The sequence below is a fragment of the Sphingopyxis sp. DBS4 genome, from assembly GCF_024628865.1.
Taxonomy (GTDB): domain Bacteria; phylum Pseudomonadota; class Alphaproteobacteria; order Sphingomonadales; family Sphingomonadaceae; genus Sphingopyxis.
In genome coordinates, this window is the sequence record NZ_CP102384.1 from 336423 (window position 1) to 354444 (window position 18022).

The 18022-nt window shown below is 66.4% G+C and carries 15 protein-coding genes; 12 read left to right on the forward strand and 3 right to left on the reverse strand.

What is annotated here, in order from left to right; genetic code table 11:
• The first annotated feature begins 7 nt into the window (after positions 1 to 7).
• Together rpsO and pnp are read left to right on the forward strand one after the other, a co-directional pair.
• Positions 8 to 277, forward strand: coding sequence for a 30S ribosomal protein S15 (gene rpsO / locus NP825_RS01570; RefSeq protein WP_257547861.1), 270 nt, complete (start codon positions 8 to 10; stop codon positions 275 to 277).
• Positions 278 to 468: 191 nt separating this feature from the next.
• Positions 469 to 2763 carry a polyribonucleotide nucleotidyltransferase gene (pnp, locus tag NP825_RS01575; protein WP_257547863.1) on the forward strand — a complete coding sequence of 765 codons (2295 nt, stop codon included), beginning with the start codon at positions 469 to 471 and terminating at the stop codon, positions 2761 to 2763.
• Positions 2764 to 3245: 482 nt separating this feature from the next.
• On the opposite strand, the gene NP825_RS01580 is transcribed toward pnp, so the two are convergent.
• Positions 3246 to 3698, reverse strand: a complete 453-nt coding sequence (locus NP825_RS01580; protein ID WP_257547865.1) for a hypothetical protein — start codon at positions 3696 to 3698, stop codon at positions 3246 to 3248.
• Between the two features lie 174 nt (positions 3699 to 3872).
• Here NP825_RS01580 and NP825_RS01585 point away from each other — a divergent pair, with 174 nt between their 5' ends.
• From NP825_RS01585 to NP825_RS01620, 8 genes are all read left to right on the forward strand, one after another.
• Entirely contained in the window at positions 3873 to 4571 is a 699-nt protein-coding gene (locus NP825_RS01585; RefSeq protein WP_257547866.1) for a peptidylprolyl isomerase, read from the forward strand.
• 85 nt (positions 4572 to 4656) lie between these two features.
• Positions 4657 to 5451 carry an outer membrane protein assembly factor BamD gene (locus NP825_RS01590; RefSeq protein WP_257547867.1) on the forward strand — a complete coding sequence of 265 codons (795 nt, stop codon included), beginning with the start codon at positions 4657 to 4659 and terminating at the stop codon, positions 5449 to 5451.
• A 379-nt stretch (positions 5452 to 5830) separates the two neighbouring features.
• A complete protein-coding gene (gene recN, locus NP825_RS01595) occupies positions 5831 to 7501 on the forward strand; it encodes a DNA repair protein RecN (RefSeq protein WP_257547868.1) in 1671 nt (556 codons plus the stop codon).
• The gene (locus NP825_RS01600) at positions 7498 to 8187 is read left to right on the forward strand and encodes a GNAT family N-acetyltransferase (RefSeq protein WP_257547869.1); all 690 of its coding nucleotides are present in this window, start codon (positions 7498 to 7500) and stop codon (positions 8185 to 8187) included. The genes recN and NP825_RS01600 overlap by 4 nt, the downstream gene beginning before the upstream one ends.
• A 39-nt stretch (positions 8188 to 8226) precedes the next feature.
• A complete protein-coding gene (gene ligA / locus NP825_RS01605; protein ID WP_257547870.1) occupies positions 8227 to 10401 on the forward strand; it encodes an NAD-dependent DNA ligase LigA in 2175 nt (724 codons plus the stop codon).
• Between the two features lie 131 nt (positions 10402 to 10532).
• Positions 10533 to 11702 carry a sterol desaturase family protein gene (locus NP825_RS01610; protein ID WP_257547871.1) on the forward strand — a complete coding sequence of 390 codons (1170 nt, stop codon included), beginning with the start codon at positions 10533 to 10535 and terminating at the stop codon, positions 11700 to 11702.
• 76 nt (positions 11703 to 11778) lie between these two features.
• Entirely contained in the window at positions 11779 to 12234 is a 456-nt protein-coding gene (locus NP825_RS01615; protein WP_257547872.1) for a hypothetical protein, read from the forward strand.
• Between the two features lie 71 nt (positions 12235 to 12305).
• Entirely contained in the window at positions 12306 to 14297 is a 1992-nt protein-coding gene (locus NP825_RS01620; RefSeq protein ID WP_257547873.1) for a TonB-dependent receptor domain-containing protein, read from the forward strand.
• Between the two features lie 13 nt (positions 14298 to 14310).
• Here NP825_RS01620 and NP825_RS01625 read toward each other — a convergent pair whose 3' ends face one another.
• The gene (locus NP825_RS01625; protein WP_257547875.1) at positions 14311 to 15192 is read right to left on the reverse strand and encodes a sterol desaturase family protein; all 882 of its coding nucleotides are present in this window, start codon (positions 15190 to 15192) and stop codon (positions 14311 to 14313) included.
• Between the two features lie 71 nt (positions 15193 to 15263).
• Between NP825_RS01625 and NP825_RS01630 the strand changes: the two genes are divergently transcribed.
• On the forward strand, positions 15264 to 15905 hold the full coding sequence (locus NP825_RS01630; RefSeq protein WP_257547877.1) for a Crp/Fnr family transcriptional regulator: 642 nt from the start codon (positions 15264 to 15266) through the stop codon (positions 15903 to 15905).
• 191 nt (positions 15906 to 16096) lie between these two features.
• Complete coding sequence (phhA, locus tag NP825_RS01635) at positions 16097 to 16972, forward strand: phenylalanine 4-monooxygenase (RefSeq protein WP_257547880.1); 876 nt, start codon at positions 16097 to 16099, stop codon at positions 16970 to 16972.
• Between the two features lie 27 nt (positions 16973 to 16999).
• Here the strand turns inward: phhA and NP825_RS01640 are convergent, their stop codons facing one another.
• Positions 17000 to 17971, reverse strand: a complete 972-nt coding sequence (locus tag NP825_RS01640; RefSeq protein ID WP_257547882.1) for a 50S ribosomal protein L11 methyltransferase — start codon at positions 17969 to 17971, stop codon at positions 17000 to 17002.
• Positions 17972 to 18022 lie beyond the last annotated feature (51 nt).

The following is an 18022-nucleotide window of genomic DNA, read 5'->3' on the forward strand; positions in this document are numbered from 1 at the left end:
TATATTTATGTCGATTACCGCCGAGCGCAAAGCCGAAGTCATCAGCGATAATGCCCGTGCCAAGGGCGACACCGGTTCGCCGGAAGTCCAGGTCGCGATCCTGACCGACCGCATCAACACGCTGACCGATCACTTCAAGGCGCACCACAAGGACAATCACAGCCGCCGCGGGCTGCTGATGATGGTCAACAAGCGCCGCAGCCTGCTCGACTATCTTCGCAAGAAGGACGAGGGCCGCTATCAGGCACTCATCGCGAAGCTGGGTCTGCGCAAATAAGAATGCGAGGGCGGCTCCGGGTTCGGGGCCGCTTTCATTTTGGTTCGCGGTAAATTCGCGAGCCGCAAGGGCCGCTCCCGCATCCGGCGGGACCGCCATAGGGCAGACAGACGCCCTACACCGCCCCGGGCCGGACTGCCCGGAATCAGAGGCCCCGCCCGGCATAGGGCCCGGCGGGCGAAGGAAAATCCATGTTTGACGTGAAAAAAGTATCGATCGAGTGGGGCGGTGAGACGCTCACTCTCGAAACGGGCAAGGTTGCCCGCCAGGCCGACGGCGCCGTGATGGCGACGCTGGGCGAAACGGTTGTCCTGTGCGCCGTGACCGCCGCCAAGTCGGTGAAGGACGGGCAGGACTTCTTCCCGCTCACCGTCCATTATCAGGAAAAATATTCGGCCGCCGGGCGCATCCCGGGCGGCTTCTTCAAGCGCGAACGCGGCGCGACCGAAAAGGAAACGCTGGTTTCCCGCCTGATCGACCGCCCGATCCGTCCGCTCTTCCCCGAAGGTTTCTACAACGAGATCAACGCCATTGCTCAGGTGCTGAGCTATGACGGCCATAACGAGCCCGACATCCTCGCGATGGTCGCGGCGTCGGCCGCGCTCACCATCTCGGGTGTGCCCTTCATGGGTCCGATCGGCGCCGCGCGCGTCGGTTACCTCAACGGCGAATATATCCTCAACCCGACCGACGAGCAGGTCGCCGAGGGCGACCTCGACCTGGTGGTCGCCGCAACCTACGACGCGGTGATGATGGTCGAATCCGAAGCGAACGAGCTGTCGGAAGAAGTCATGCTCGGCGCGGTGATGTTCGCGCACGACGCGTGCAAGGAAGTCGTCAAGGCGATCGTCAAGCTCGCCGAACAGGCCGCCAAGGACCCTTGGGAAATGGCTGCGTCGGACGACAATGCCGCGATCAAGGACAAGCTCAAGAAGCTGATCGGCAAGGACATCGCCGCTGCCTACAAGCTGACCGACAAGTCGGCCCGCTCGAACGCGCTCAACGAGGCGCGCGCGAAGGCGAAGGAAAGCTTCGCTGCCGACGGCCTCAGCCCGCAGGAAGTCATGGCCGGCATCAAGCTGACCAAGAAGCTCGAAGCCGAAATCGTCCGCACCGCCATCCTCAAGGACGGCAAGCGCATCGACGGCCGCACGACCACGCAGATTCGTCCGATCGTCGCCGAAACGCACTTCCTGCCGCGCGCCCACGGTTCGGCGCTGTTCACTCGCGGCGAGACGCAGACGATCGCGACCTGCACCCTCGGCACCAAGGAAAGCGAGCAGATGATCGACGGTCTCAACGGCCTGTCGTATCAGAATTTCATGCTCCACTATAACTTCCCGCCCTATTCGGTCGGCGAAGTCGGCCGCTTCGGCGCGCCGGGCCGCCGCGAAGTCGGCCACGGCAAGCTCGCGTGGCGCGCGCTGCACCCCGTGCTGCCGACCAAGGACGACTTCCCCTACACGATCCGCCTGACCAGCGACATCACCGAGTCGAACGGCTCGTCGTCGATGGCGTCGGTGTGCGGCGGCTCGTTGGCGATGATGGACGCGGGCGTGCCGATCAAGCGCCCCGTCTCGGGCATCGCGATGGGCCTGATCCTCGAGGGCAAGGATTATGCGATCCTGTCGGACATCCTGGGCGACGAGGACCATCTCGGCGACATGGACTTCAAGGTCGCGGGGACGTCCGAAGGCATCACCACGATGCAGATGGACATCAAGATCGCGGGCATCACGAAGGAAATCTTCGAGGCCGCGCTGACCCAGGCCAAGGAAGGCCGCGCGCACATCCTCGGCGAGATGGCCAAGGCGCTCGGCGAAACCCGCACCGAGCTGTCGGATTATGCGCCGCGCATCGAAACGATGCAGATCGACAAGTCGAAGATCCGCGATGTCATCGGCACCGGCGGCAAGGTAATCCGCGAGATCGTCGCGACCACCGGCGCCAAGGTCGACATTGATGACGAGGGCCTGATCAAGATTTCGTCGAGCGACCTCAGCCAGATCGAAGCGGCCCGAAAGTGGATCGCCGGGATCGTCGAGGAAGCCGAAGTCGGCAAGATTTATGACGGCAAGGTCGTCAATCTCGTCGATTTCGGGGCGTTCGTGAATTTCATGGGCGGCAAGGACGGTCTCGTCCATGTCAGCGAAATCGCCAACGAGCGCGTCGAAAAAGTGTCCGACGTCCTGAGCGAAGGCCAGGAAGTCAAGGTCAAGGTGCTCGAGATCGACCCGCGCGGCAAGGTCCGCCTGTCGATGCGCGTCGTCGATCAGGAAACCGGCGCCGAACTCGAAGACACCCGCCCGCCGCGCGAACCGCGCGGTGATCGCGGCCCCCGCCGCGACGGCGGCGACCGCGGCCGCGGCGGCCGCGACCGTGGCCCCCGTCGCGACGGCGGTGATCGTGGCGATCGCGGTCCGCGCCGTGAGCGCAATGACGGTCCCGAAGATCAGGGCCATGTGCCCGACTTCCTGAAGGACTAAGCTTCTTCACCGATCGAAAAAGAAAGGGGCTGCCGTAAGGCGGCCCCTTTTTTATGGCGGCTATGGGGTGGGGAACTGCCCCCTCCTCACCTTCGTCATTCCCGCGAAAGCGGGAACCCAGGGCGTGCGTCGGCTGATCCCACACTGGGTTCCCGCTTTCGCGGGAATGACGAAGATATGAGACACAGACTGTCGCTCACCCGCCGCCTATAAACTCTCGTCATCCCGGACTTGATCCGGGATCCATTCACCCGGCGCTGAGAGAATGGATCCCGGATCGAGTCCGGGATGACGATGAAAGATAGGTCCGCAATCGGTCGAAACCGGCCGGTCGATCATATGGGTGATCGACAGTCAGCCGAATTTCGATCGCCAATTCGCTCCGGCTCGCTTTGCGCCTTCGGGAAGGCCATGATCTTCGGTCGGCTGTCCATGGATATTGCGCGGGCGAGCCAGACCGATATCCGGCGACGGACCTGGTATCAGGTACAATAGACCTCACGCATGGCGTCGATATGCACGACGAGTTCCTGCGCGATGAGCAGCGCGCGCGGTTCTTCGGCGACATCGGTCGCCTTCGCAAGATTGCCGCCGACCTGCTTCAGTTCCTTGCACTCGCCCTTTTTGGCGCTGCGGGTCGTGGTGCCGTCCCGAAGGTGGCTGAACAGGCTGCGATACACATGGCACACGCCGATCAATTGTTGCCCCCAATAGGGGAATTGAAATCCCTGGCCGACCACCGTTCCGGTCACCCCGTCGCACGCGCTGCCGAGCTGCGCGGGGTTCACGGCGTCGATCGCCGCGACGATCCGCTCGCCGCGGTCGGCCCAATTATGCCACCCCGCCGCCTTGTCGGCCGCCGCCGCCGGCATCGACGCCCCCGCGAGCATCAGCACCGCCGCCGCCCGCAAGGCCGTATTTCCCGTCCGAACCATCCTATCAAACTCCCTGTGAAGAAAGGCCCGCCCTGCCACCGCCCGGCCGCGCGGCATTGTAGATTTCCGACATCGGGCCGGGACGCAGGGCAAGCCTCCCTGCAAGCGGTGGCTTGGCGCGGCCGCCGACAGCGTCTAGCCTCGCCTCGACCATAATCCGACCCGAGGAAGATCATGATATTCGACACTCTGCTCCTGTCCCTCGTCATCGCGGCGCAGGCCGTTCCGCCGCAGGCGACGCAATTGCCGCCGCCGCCGCCCGCGGTGCCCGCGCCGGTCACCGCGCCGGTCGAGGTCGACACGCGGCCCTATGTCGAACTCGTCACCGACGCGGGAAGGATGGTCGTGCGGCTGGAGACGAAGCGTGCGCCCATTACGACCGCGAACTTCCTGCGCTATGTTGACAGCAAGCGGATGGCGACAACCTTCAAATTCTATCGCACGACGCGAAGCTGGGGGGAGGGAAATGCGCTGGTCCAGGGTGGCAATCGCGGCGATGCGCGGCTGAACTATCCGCCGATCGCGCACGAGGCGACCACCGCCACCGGCCTGACCCACTGCAAGGGCGCGCTCGCGATGGCGCGGCTCGCGCCGGGCGATGCGACGAGCGATTTCTTCATCCTCCTCTCCGATATCCCGGGCTTCGACGCCGATCCAGCGGCGAGCGGCGACAATGCCGGCTTCGCGGTGTTCGGCGAGCTGGTTTCGGGGCTCGACGTCGCGGAGAAAATCTATGCCGCGCCGGTTTCGCCGACCAAGGGCGAGGGGGTGATGGTCGGCCAGATGCTCGATCCCGAGTTCAAGATCCTCTCCGCGCGCCGCATCCCCGCGCCCGCCGACGCGCCGAAGGGCTGCGTGGTGAAGGGTGCGTGACGGCGTTCCGGCCCGCCCGCCCGAAGCCGACGAAACGCATGATCATTTATTTTGCGTTCATCCGCGCTGTGGCTATACCGCGCCCATGACTCAGCGCATCTCCCTTCGCGCCGCCGCGCGCCTCGCCGCCGCCGCCCTCGTGATTTCGCCGCTGCTGGCGGCCTGCGCCGGGGGCTCGGGCGTGAAGAAGGACACGCGCTACGTCGCGCGCGATGTGAATACCCTCTATCGCGCCGCGCAGGACCGCCTCGACCGCCGCCAGTATAGGATCGCCGCGGCGCTGTTCGACGAGGTCGAGCGCCAGCACCCCTATTCGCCCTGGGCGCGCCGCGCGCAGCTGATGAGCAGCTTTTCCTATTATATGGACCGCGAATATACCCCCGCGATCGAGGCGGCGCAGCGCTTCCTCTCGATCCACCCGGGCAACAAGGACGCGCCCTATGCCTATTATCTGATCGCGCTCAGCTATTATGAGCAGATCAGCGACGTTACCCGCGACCAGAAGATCACCCAGCAGGCACAGAATGCGCTCGGCGAGGTGATTCGCCGCTATCCCGACAGCCGCTACGCCGCCGACGCGCGGCTGAAGGTCGATCTGGTGCAGGACCATCTCGCGGGCAAGGAGATGGAGATCGGCCGCTTCTACGAGCGCAGCTCGAACTGGCTCGCGGCGTCGATCCGCTTCCGCGAAGTGACCCGGAAGTTCCAGACGACGAGCCACACGCCCGAGGCGCTCTATCGCCTGACCGAATGCTATCTGGCGCTCGGCGTTCCCGAGGAAGCGAAGAAATCGGCCGCGGTGCTCGGTGCCAACTATCCCGGCAGCAAATGGTACGACCGCGCCTACAAGCTGATGCAGAAGCACGCGCCGAGCGCGTGATCTTCGTCGCCCCTGCGCAGGCGGGGGCCGCGATCGTTCGCGAATGGATTCGTGCAGAGGCGCAGAGATCGCATAGACTTTGGTTCACGCGAAGCCGCGAAGAATTTTTCCGCGCGCCGGAACGGACATAATCTCACACAAAGACACGAAGAGGGAAAATCGTCCCGCTATGTCGCTTTTCCAGCGCGAAGCGCATTTTCTGGCAATGCCGCCTGCGGCGGCGAGGAGCGCTTGCGACAGGGCGCGCCCTCTTCGTGTCTTTGTGTGAGATTATTTTCTTCGCGGCTTCGCGGCTTCGCGTGAACCGATTGGCACGCCCTCGCCGCACCGGCCTCACTCCCGAATAGATTCGCATTTTGTTCTGGGTTAAGAGCGGCCCATGCTGACGGCGCTGTCCATCGCGAACATCGTTCTGATCGAACGGCTCGACCTCGATTTCGAGGCTGGGCTCGGCGTGCTGACCGGCGAGACTGGGGCGGGCAAGTCGATCCTGCTCGACGCGCTGGGGCTGGTGCTCGGAATGCGCGCCGACAGCGCACTGGTCCGGCAAGGCACCGACAAGGCGCAGGTGACCGCCAGCTTCACGCCGCCCGCTTCCGATACGCCGCTCGCCGCGCTGCTCGCCGGCAATGAGATCGCGCTGGAGCCGGGCGAGCCGCTGCTGATCCGCCGCGCGCTCAAGGCCGACGGCGGCAGCCGCGCTTTTCTGAACGATCAGCCCTGTTCGGCGGCGCTGCTGCGTGAGGTCGGCGGCTATCTGGTCGAAATCCACGGCCAGCATGACGATCGCGGCCTGCTCGCGCCCGCCGGGCACCGTGCGCTGCTCGACGCCTATGCGCGCGCCGACACGGCGGGGGTCGCGGCCGCCCATGCCGCATGGCGCGCCGCCGAGGCCAGGCTGGACGCGGCGAAGACGGCGATTTCGGAAGCCGAGCGCGACCGCGAATGGCTCGAACATTGCGTCGCCGAACTCCGCACGCTTGATCCGCGGCCGGGCGAGGACGCCGAACTCGCCGAGGCGCGCGCGACGATGCAGAAGGGGGAACGGATCGCCGGCGACCTCGGCACGATCCTCGAGGCGTTCGACGGCAGCGCGGGCGGCCCGGCGCTGCTGCGCGGCGCGGCGCGGCGGCTCGACCGGCTCGCAGGCGATCATCCTTTGCTTGCCGAGGCGCTCGCCAGCCTCGATCGCGCGATCATCGACGCCGACGACGCCGAAACGAAATTGCACGAGGCGGCGCGCGCGCTCGAATATGATCCCGAGCGGCTCGAAGCCGCCGAGACGCGGTTGTTCGAACTCCGCGCGATGGCGCGCAAGCACGGGATTCAGCCCGACGAACTCGCCGAACTGACGGGCGAACTCGCGGCGCGGCTCGACGCGATCGAGGGCGGCAGCGCCGGGCTGGCGAAGCTCGAAGCCGCGGTTGCGGAGACCGCCGCCGCCTATACCCACGCCGCGACCGCGCTCTCCGACCTGCGCAGCAAGGCCGCGGCGCGACTCGACGCGGCGGTTGCGGGCGAATTGGTGCCGCTGAAGCTCGACGCGGCGCGCTTCCAGACCCGCATCGACCGCCTCCCCGCCGAACGCTGGGGCGCCGACGGGATGGACCGCGTCGAATTCCTCATCGCTACCAACCCCGGCGCCCCATTCGCGCCGCTGGCAAAGATTGCGTCGGGCGGCGAACTCTCGCGCTTCATCCTCGCGCTCAAGGTCGCGCTGGCCGAAGAGGGCGGCGCCGACACGATCATCTTCGACGAGATCGACCGCGGCGTCGGCGGCGCCGTCGCCAGCGCGATCGGCGAGCGATTGGCCAGACTCGCGGGCGCGGGCAAGCAATTGCTCGCGGTCACCCATTCGCCGCAGGTCGCCGCCAAGGGCGCGTCGCATTTCGTCATCGCCAAATCGAGCGAAGGAACCGTGACCCGCACCGGCGTCCGCGTTCTCGATCCTCCCGGCCGCCGCGAAGAAATCGCGCGCATGTTGTCGGGCGCCGAAGTGACCGAAGAGGCGCGGGCGCAGGCGCTGCGGCTGCTCGACATCGCTGCATGATGGCGCCGCACCCCCTCGACCGCCCCGTCTGGTCGATGCTCACAGGGCGGCAGGCGCATCTGGCCGAGGGCGATGCGCGCGCGGTGCGGATCGATCGCGGCTATGGGCCGTTCGGTGCCGCCGCCGACCGAAGCGGCACGGCGCAGGGGGCGCTCGCCGCGCTGGTTCCGGCGGATGGCGAGCTCTGGATCGTCGAGGGCGAGCGCTGGCCCGTGCCGCCCGGCACGCGCGAAGTGAAGCGCGCGGCGCTCGCGCAGATGGTCGCCGAAGGCCCGCCGCCCGAGGCCCGGCCGGGCGAACCCGCAATCATCGCGCTTGGTGAGGCCGACGCGGCCGAGATGGCGGGGCTTGCCGATCATGCCCGGCCCGGCCCATGGAGCAGCACGACGCATCGTTACGGTCCTTTCTTCGGGGTTCGTGAGGGCGGCCGCCTGCTCGCGATGGCGGGGCAGAGAATGTTGATGCCGGGCATGGCCGAGGTCAGCGGCGTTGCCACGTGGGAAGATTGTCGCGGGCGTGGGCTGGCGCGCGCCTTGATCGGCCACGTCATGCGCGCGATGACCGCGCGCGGCGAGCAGCCTTTTCTGCACAGCTATGCCGACAATGCGGGCGCGATCGCGCTTTATGAATCGCTCGGCTTTCGTATCCGGCGCGAGGTGCACGTGCTGGCGATCGCGGCGAATTGAGGCTCGCGCCGGGCGTCCGTCGGTGGCAAAAGCGCGCGCATGACCGAAATTGAATCGCTCTCCGAAGCCGAGGCCGCCAACGAACTGATGCGGCTCGCGAAGCAGATCGCCCACCACAACAAGCTGTATCACGCCGAGGACAGTCCCGAGATTTCGGACGCCGAATACGACGCGCTCGTCCGTCGCAATAACGAGCTTGAAGCCGCCTTTCCGCATCTGATCCGCGCCGACAGTCCGAATCGGCTGGTCGGTGCGGCGGTCGAGGCGTCGCCGCTCGCCAAGGTCGCCCATGCGGTGCGGATGATGAGCCTCGACAACGCCTTCGCGGCCGACGATGTCGAGGAATTCGCCGCCCGCGTGCGCCGCTTCCTCAACCTGCCTGGCGATGCCGCGATTGCGATGACCGCCGAGGACAAGATCGACGGCCTGTCCTGTTCGCTGCGCTACGAAAAGGGACGGCTGGTGCAGGCGGCAACGCGCGGCGACGGGACGGTGGGCGAGGACGTCACCGCCAATGTGCGGCATATCGCCGATATTCCGCAGCAATTAGCGGGTGACCCCCCCGACGTTTTTGAGATTCGCGGCGAAGTCTATATGGCGAAGTCCGATTTTTCGGCCCTCAACGAGCGGTTGATGGAAGAGGGCAGTGCGCTCGCCGAACAGCGCGAGCAGGCGTTCGATCCCGCCACCGTCCGCCAGTTCGCCAATCCGCGCAACGCCGCGGCGGGGTCGCTGCGCCAGAAGGACGCGAGCGTCACCGCGTCGCGCCCGCTGCGCTTCCTCGCGCACGGCTGGGGCGAGGTGAGCGGGCTTCCCGCCGATACCCAGTTCGGCGTCATGCAGGCGCTCGCGGGTTGGGGCGTTCCGGTGTCGCCGCTGCTCGCGCGTTGCGACAGCGTCGCCGACCTGCTCGCCCATTATGCCGAGATCGAGCGGCGTCGCGCCGACATGCCCTATGACATCGACGGCGTCGTCTACAAGGTGGACCGGCTCGACTGGCAGGCGAGGCTCGGCTTCGTCGCCAAGGCGCCGCGCTGGGCGATCGCGCATAAATTCCCCGCCGAGCGCGCGCAGACGACCTTGGAAGCCATCGACATCCAGGTCGGCCGCACCGGCAAGCTGACCCCGGTCGGGCGCCTGACCCCCGTCACCGTCGGCGGTGTCGTCGTCTCGAACGTCACGCTCCACAACCGCGACGAGATCGGACGCCTCGGCGTGCGCCCCGGCGACCGCGTCGTCGTCCAGCGTGCGGGCGACGTCATCCCGCAGGTCGTCGACAATCTGACCCGCGACGAAGACCGCCCCGCCTATGCCTTCCCCGACCATTGCCCGGTGTGCGGCAGCGAAGCGGTCGCCGAGGAGGGCGAGGTCGACGTGCGCTGCACCGGCGGCCTCATCTGCAATGCCCAGAAGTTCGAGCGCCTGCGCCACTTCGTCAGCCGCGGCGCGCTCGACATCGAGGGGCTGGGCGAAAAGAGCATCGCGGAGTTTCTGGAGCTCGGCTGGCTCGACAAGGGGCCCGCCGACATCTTTCGCCTGAAGAATCACCGCGACGAATTGCTCGGACGCGAGGGGTGGAAGGAAAAGTCGGTCGACAATCTTTTCGCCGCGATCGAGGCCAAGCGCGTGCCCGACGCGGCGCGGCTGCTGTTCGGGCTCGGCATCCGCCACGTCGGCGCGGTGACCGCGCGCGACCTGCTCAAGGGGCTCGGCGACCTGTCGCGGCTCCCCGGCAAGGCGGCGGAAATCCATGCCTATCTCGATGAGCATCCGCAGGGCGAAGACGAGTCGGCCGGCAAATATATGACGCGCAAGGTCGAGGCGATCAAAGCGATCCTCGAGGTGCGCGCCGACGGCATCGGCGCCGCGGTGGGCGAGGCGCTCGGCGATTTCTTCCACGAACCGCACAATCGCGCGCTGTGGGACGACCTGCTCTCTGAAGTGTCGCCGCCGCCCTATGTGGTCGAGACGCGCGACAGCGAGGTGTCGGGGATGACCGTCGTCTTCACCGGCAAGCTCGAGACGATGAGCCGCGACGAAGCGAAGGCGCAGGCCGAAGCGCTCGGCGCCAAGGCCGCGGGCAGCGTGAGCGCCAAGACCGACCTCGTCGTCGCAGGACCGGGCGCGGGATCGAAGCTCAAGCAGGCGAGCGCGCTCGGCATCCGCGTGATCGACGAAGCCGAATGGGCGGCGATCGTCGCGGCGGCGGGGTAGAGGAGCGATTCCTCTCTTCGTCACCCCGGACTTGATCCGGGGTCCATTCAGTGCTCGCTGTCACTGACGACGGGCCGAATGGATGCTGAATCAAGTTCAGCCTGACGAATATAAGAGGTGAGTGGGGCGACATGGCCAAACGCGATTATCTGGACACCCTCATGCGCGATCTCGAATCGCATACCGAGGTGCGGCGTTTCGGCAGCGGATGGTTGTCGGGCTTCTTCGGCCTGCTTTTCGCGATCAGCGGTTTCTTCATGGTGATCGCGCTGCGCTTTCCCGACTGGTTCGCGACCCCCGAACTGGCGATCGTCAAGAACTGGACCGGCTTTCGCGGGGCGGTGCATCTGGTCCTGCTCGCGGGCTATGGCCTGTCGCTGCTCAGCCTGCTGCTGCGTCCGCGCAAGGTGCTGGGGCTGACCGCGCTGATGGTCGGGCTCGCCGCGGCGCTGCTCGGCGGGGCGAACGTCCAGCCGCAGGAGACGCGCGACTGGGGCATCTTCTTCGGGCTCGATTTCTTCGCCGTGAACCTGCTCGTCACCGGCTTCATGTTCGCGCCGCTCGAACGCGCCTTCCCGCATCGCCGCGCGCAGCGGCTGTTCCGCACCGAATGGCGCGAGGATCTCTTCTATTTCCTCGTCAGCACGATGTTCGTGCAGATATTGAGCTTTCTCGCGCTCGCGCCGCAGCAGTTCGTCAATGCACATACGAACAGTTGGGACGCCTTCCGCGCCGCCGTCGCTTCGCTGCCGTGGATCGTGCAGTTCCTGATCGTCCTCGTTGCCTCGGACGTCGCGCAATATTGGTATCACCGGCTGTTCCATAAGGTGCCGTTCCTGTGGGGCTTTCACGCGGTCCACCATAGCGCGAAATCGATGGACTGGCTCGCGGGGTCGCGGATGCATCTGGTCGAGGTCGTCCTGCTGCGATCGGTGACGTCGCTGCCGCTGTTCACGCTCGGTTTCAGCCCGTCGGTGATGCAGGCCTATATCGGCTTCATCTATGTCTGGTCGTCGCTGCTCCACGCCAATGTCGGCGGCGATTTCAACCGGCTCGGCCACTGGATCGCCACCCCGCGCTTCCATCACTGGCATCACGGGCTGGAACGCGAGGCGTTCGATGTCAATTTCGCGATCCACTTCCCGTGGATCGACAAATTGTTCGGCACCTTCCATCTGCCCAAGGATCGCTGGCCCGAAAATTACGGTATCCCCGAGGATGTACCCAAAGCCTATTGGGGCCAATTCCTCTATCCCTGGACGCGCACCGGCAAGAAGACCGACGAGGCGACGGCGGAATAATGTTTCGTCATTGCGAGCGGAGCGAAGCAATCCAGGGCGGTTTACGCCAGCTCTGGATTGCTTCGCTCCGCTCGCAATGACGAAGCTCATTGGACATTATGTCCGCTTGCCTATCGGCCCTCCCCGCCATAAGGCCGCCGCCGTGGGCATCCTCGCCGCCTTTCGCCGTCCGGGCATCCTGCTGCTTCTGCCGCTGCTGCTCGCGCTTGCCGCGCGGGTATTCGTCGCGCCGGGCTGGATGATCGACAGCGCGGGCGGCACGATCACCGTGCGCGTCTGTTCGGACCCCGCCAATCCCGGCGGCACGATGACGATCGCGCTCGAAAAGACCGGCGATCATAAAGCCGGTGAGGGGCAACAGCATTGCCCGTGGGGCGCGCTCGCCGTCGCCCCGATCACGCCCGCGGCTCCGGCGCTGCCCGCAAAGCTCGCCGCGGCCGAACCCGCGCCCGTCGCACTCCCGTCGCTCGGTTTCGCACCGGGCATCGCCTCGCCGCTCCCGCCGAGCACCGGCCCCCCTGCCTTCGCCTGATCCAGCCTGAACCGCCGCCCGCGTGCCGAAGCGCGGTGCGGCCCCATGCCTGTATCCGGGGAAGATTTCCAATGTCCACTATTGCCTATCGTGCGGCGCCCTTGCTGGCGCTTGCCCTCTGTCTTGCCGCTTCGCCTGCCCATGCCGACGAGGCCGATTCCACCATCATCGTCACCGCGCCGACCGCGACCGACGCCGCCGAGGATCGCGCCGCGCGCACCCCCGGCGGTGCCGACGTGGTCTCCTATCGCGATTATGCCGACAAGAGCGTCGTCTCGCTGCGCGACACGCTGGCTTTCTCGCCCGGCGTCTATCTCCAGCCGCGCTTCGGGCAGGAGGTGCGGATTTCGATCCGTGGCTCGGGCCTGTCGCGCGGCTATCATATGCGCGGGCTGACGCTGCTGCAGGACGGGGTGCCGATCAACCTCGCCGACGACAATGGTGATTTTCAGGAACTGGAGCCGATCTTCTTCGACCATCTGGAGGTGTATCGCGGCGCCAACGCGCTGCGTTTCGGTTCGGGCACGCTCGGCGGCGCGATCAACGGCGTGACGCCGACCGGCCGCACCGCTGAGGGCGTGTATCTTCGCGCCGACGCGGGCAGTTTCGACATGCTGCGCGGGCTCGTCTCGGCGGGCGTCGCGGGCGAGCGTGTCGATGCGTGGGGCGCGGTGAGCGCCGACACGTCGGAGGGCGACCGCGATCACGCGAAGCGGCGCAGCCTGCGCTTCCACGGCAATGTCGGGCTGGCGCTGACCGACAACATCACGACGCGCCTTTATGCGAGCTACAACACTATCGAGCAGGAGTTGCCGGGCGCGCTGACCCGCGCCGAAGCGCTCACGACGCCGCGCATTGCCAATGCGGGCAGCGTCGCGGGCGATCAGGCGCGCGACATCGAATCGCTGCGGCTTCAGAACCGCACCAGCGTCGATCTCGGCGCCGCGACGCTCGACTTCGGCGTCTTCGTCAACGCCAAGACGCTGCACCATCCCATCTATCAGCTCATCGACCAGAAGAGCGTCGATCGTGGCGGCTTCTTCCGCCTCGACTATGCCGCCGGGCCGGTCGAGGCGACGCTCGGCGGCGAGCTGCGCGTCGGCGACGTCCATTCGCGGCGCTTCGTCAATCTCGCGGGGCGGCGCGGTGCGAAGACCTTCGACGCGCAGCAAGATGCGCGCACCGCGACGCTCTATGGCGAGGTGCGGCTGAAGCCGGTCGAAAGCCTGTCGCTGATCGCCGGCGGCATTTACGCCGACGGAATGCGGCGCCAGCACGAGGCGTTCAACAACGGCCCGGTCGACAATTTTGGCCGCGCCGATTTCGACGCATTCTCGCCCAAGTTCGGCCTGCTGTTCGAGCCTGCGCCGGGCGTGCAATTCTATGGCAACTACAGCCGTTCGGTCGAATTCCCGGGCTTCATCGAACTGGCGCAGGTGTCGGCCTTCGTCCCGCTCGATGCACAGCGCGCGTGGACGGCTGAGGTCGGCACGCGCGGCCGCAGGGGGATGCTGAGCTGGGATCTCTCGCTCTATCGCGCCGACATCAAGGGCGAGCTGCTGCAATATAGTGTGACGGCGGACATTCCCGCTTCGACCTTCAACGCAGGCCGGACGCGGCACGAAGGGGTCGAAGCGGCGCTGGAGATCGCGCCGGCGAACTGGCTCCGGTTGCGGCAGGTCTATACTTACAGCAACTTTCGATTCCGCGATGACGTCCAGTTCGGCGACAACCGCCTGCCGGTCGTGCCGCGCCACGTCTATCGCGCCGAGGCGCGCATCGGCACCGATACGCTGCATGTCGCGCCGAACCTCGAATGGGTGCCGCAGGGGCCGTTCGCCGATTACCGCAGCCGCGTCCGCACCCCCGGCTATGCGCTGATCGGCGTAACCGGCGGCGCGCGCATTGCCGAAGGCATCGACGCCTTCATCGATGTCCGCAACATCGCGGGCAAGAAGGCGATCGGCGACATCAGCGCCGCGATCGACGTCACCGACGCCTCGGCGATCTATTATCCGATCGAGCGCCGGTCGGTGTCGATGGGACTGCGTGCGCGCTTCTGATCCACGCGCGGCGTCACCCGGCCGCGACCGCCGCCTGCGCCTCGGCGCGCGCGGGGGTCGCGCCGGGGATCACCGCCTCCATATCCTTGTTCTCGGGCAGGATCGGCCACAGCAATTGCTGCCCCAGCGTCGCGGGTGGCAGATTCTCGACGCCATAGCTCGCGGGATAATGGCGCGTGATCTTCGCGGTGCCGAACAGCACGTCCCAGAAGAAGAGGAGATTGCCGAAATTGCCCTTGTAATGGACTGCGGGGTCGTCGGCGTGACGTCCGTGATGCGCGTGGTGCGTCGCCGGGGTGCTGATCGTCCGTTCGACCACCCACATGACAGGGGCGAGCGCCCTGATGCGATAGAGCGGCGCGTCCCATGCGACGTCGCTGTGCGCGCCGATGATCACCAGCATCTTCACGATCAGGTAGAAGGCGTAGAACCAGCCGAGCCCGAGATAAACGAGCGCGCCCGCCAGCCAGATGCTCGGCATCATCGCATAATAGAGGAGGTTGTTCCGGTAGACGAGCCGCACGCTCATATAACGGGCATTATGGTGCGCGCGGTGGAGGTTGTAGAGCCACGCGGTGCTGTGCGACGCGCGGTGCCACCAATATTGCATCATATCCTCGAAGACGAGGAACAGCGCGAGCGCGGCGTACCAGGGGCTATGCGCAAGCGCACCCTCATATTGTGGAAAGAAACGGTGGCCGAGTGCCCCGACCGTCAGCAGGATCGCCGGCTGGGTCAGGATCGTCAGCGTGAAGGTGCTGACGATCTCGACGATGCCGTCGTGCCGCGACTGTTCGGTCTTCGCGAAAAACCGCGTGCGCGCGAGCTCGACGAGGCAGAAGCCCAGATAGATGAGCGCGACGATCATGCTCGATTGCGCGTTGGTGAGGTGCATCCCGATTCTCCCGTTCCGGCCTTCGCGGGCCTTGCCTTTCCGCCGCCTTTGCCACAGACGGGGCGGCGGAAATGCAAAGATCTTATCATTTTGATCTGGCCGAGCGGACGCGGCTGTCGCCCGCCGAGCGCGAACGGCTCGTGGCGATGGCCCCGGCGCGGTGGTTCGCCGACGGCCAGTTCGTGCAGCAGCAGGGCGATCCCGGCGACGCCTTCTGGGCGGTGGTCGAGGGGCATGTCCTCGTCGGCCGCTATGCCGAGGACGGTGGCTTCACCGCCTTTGCCGTGCTCGGGCCGGGCGACCTGTTTGGCGAGCTCGCCTTCTTCACCGGCGTGCCGCGGCAGGCCGACGCGCTCGCCAGCGGCTCGGCGCGGCTTGTCGCGATCGACCGCGCGCTGCTCCGCCGCCTGATGGCTGCCGATGTGGGCTGGGCCGAGCTGCTGCTGCGCAGCCTCGGCCGCCAGCTTGCCGGGGCGCTCGACATCATCGATGCCGAGCGGCGGCTCGGCAGCGCCGACCGGCTGTGGCGGTTGCTCGGCATGATGGCGGCAGACGGCGACGACGGCGCGACCGTGCACGCGACGCAGCAGCAGCTCGCCGACCTGCTCGGCGTGTCGCGCGTCACGCTGGGCGCCGCGCTCCGTGACCTGACCGCGCGCGGGCTGGTCGAAACCGGCTATGGGCGGATCAAGTTGCTTCATCTTGAACTGTGATGATGTCAGATCAATCTTCCTCGTCGTTGCGAGGAGCGTAGCGACGAAGCAATCTCCAGCCATCGGGATCGCGCGAGGCCGATGGCTGGAGATTGCTTCGCTTCGCTCGCAATGACAAAATAGAATGTACTGTAGTTCTAAAGGCTGGCGATAAAGTTTCACTTGAAACCATTTCATGCTAGGGATGCCGCATGAAGAACCCCGACACCCACGTTCACGACATCCCGCCGCCGGGCGCCGCGGCCGACTGGACGATTTCGCAGGATTGGGACGCCTTCACCGCCGACGAGCATGCGATGTGGGATCGGCTGTTCGCGCGCCAGTCGGCGATGCTGCCCGGCCGTGCGTCGGAGGCCTTCCTGCGCGGGATCGATGTGCTGCGGCTCGAAAAGCCGGGCATTCCCGACTATCGCGAACTCAACGCTCGGCTGATGGCCGCGACCGGGTGGCAGGTCGTCGCGGTGCCGGGGCTGGTGCCCGACGATGTCTTTTTCGATCATCTCGCGAACCGGCGCTTCCCCGCGGGCAATTTCATCCGCACGCCGGAACAGCTCGACTATCTGCAGGAACCCGACGTCTTCCATGACGTCTTCGGCCATGTCCCGATGCTCGCCGATCCGGTGTTCGCCGATTATATGGTCGCCTACGGCGAGGGGGGCCTCCGCAGTCTCAAGTTCGATGCGCTGAAACAATTGGCGCGCCTCTATTGGTACACGGTCGAATTCGGTCTGATCCGCGAAGCGGGCGGGCTTCGCATCTATGGCGCGGGGATCGTCTCCTCCTTTGCCGAAAGCGTCTTCGCGCTCGATTCGGACAGCCCGAACCGCATCGGCTTCGACCTCGCGCGCGTGATGCGCACCGATTACCGGATCGACGATTTCCAGCAGAATTATTTCGTCGTCGACAGCCTCGGCCAATTGCTCGACGTGACGGTGAACACCGATTTCGCGCCGCTCTATGCCGCCAACGCCGCGCTGCCGTCGATCCCGATCGCCGACATATTGCCCGGCGACGAGGTGATGACGCACGGCACGCAGGATTATGCGCTGGGCAGGCAAAACGTCTAAATCCTTCGGGAATTGGGCGCCTGTTGGCTACCAGCTCCCGAACGTCGCGTCCGACGGGTTTGCCCGGTGGAAGGCGCGTTCCTTCCGTCGCCAACCGTAACGCCGGCGCTTGACGAGCAGCAGGCACGGCCACTCCGCGCTGCCACCGCGCGCGGCCAGGCGGAAGCCATGCGCGCGATAGGCGGCGAGCACCGGCTCCATCTGCCGCGCGATCAGCCCGGCGAGGATCGCATGGCCGCCGGGCGCCGTGGCGCTCGCGATATCGGGGGCGAGGGTGATCAGCGGCCCCGCGAGAATATTCGCGACGACCAGATCATAAGGCGCCCGGTGCCGGATCGCCGGATGATCGGTCCCCGGCGCGACCGCGAGCGCGAGCCGCCCGCCGCCTCGGCCCAGCGGCACGCCATTGATCGCGGCATTGTCTCTGGTCACGAAAATGCTCGCGGGGTCGATGTCCGACGCGATCACGCGCGCGCGCGGCCACAGCGCCAGCGCGGCGAAAGCGAGGAGGCCGGTGCCGGTGCCGATGTCGGCGATGTTGCGCGGGCTGGCTCCGGCGCGCGCCAGCCGGTCGAGCATCGCAAGGCAACCCGCGGTCGTGTCATGCCCGCCGGTGCCGAAGGCCTGACTCGCGTCGATCAGGAAGGGGGTGCTGCCCGGTGGCACGCGGTCGGCATAGCTGCTCGTATGGACGAAGAAGCGGCCTGCCTGCACCGGCTCGAGCCCCTGCTGCGACAGCGTGACCCAATCCTCTTCGGCAAGCTGCTCGACGACGGGTTGCCTGCCCTTGGCGCTCGGGACCAGCCGCTGCAGCAGCTTGAGCAGCGCCGTGCCGGGCTTTTCGTCCATATAGGCATCGAGCTGCCAATGCCCGCTGTCTTCTTCGATTTCGCGGGTGACGACGACGGGGGCTTCGGCCAGCGCGTCGAGTTCGGGAATTTCCCCCGACAGCGCCTCGGCTTCGGCGCGGGTGCAGGGGAGGGAGACGATCCAGCTCATGCCAACTGGCTTAGGCGGCGGGTTAGGGCTTGCCAAGGTTGGACCGAACCG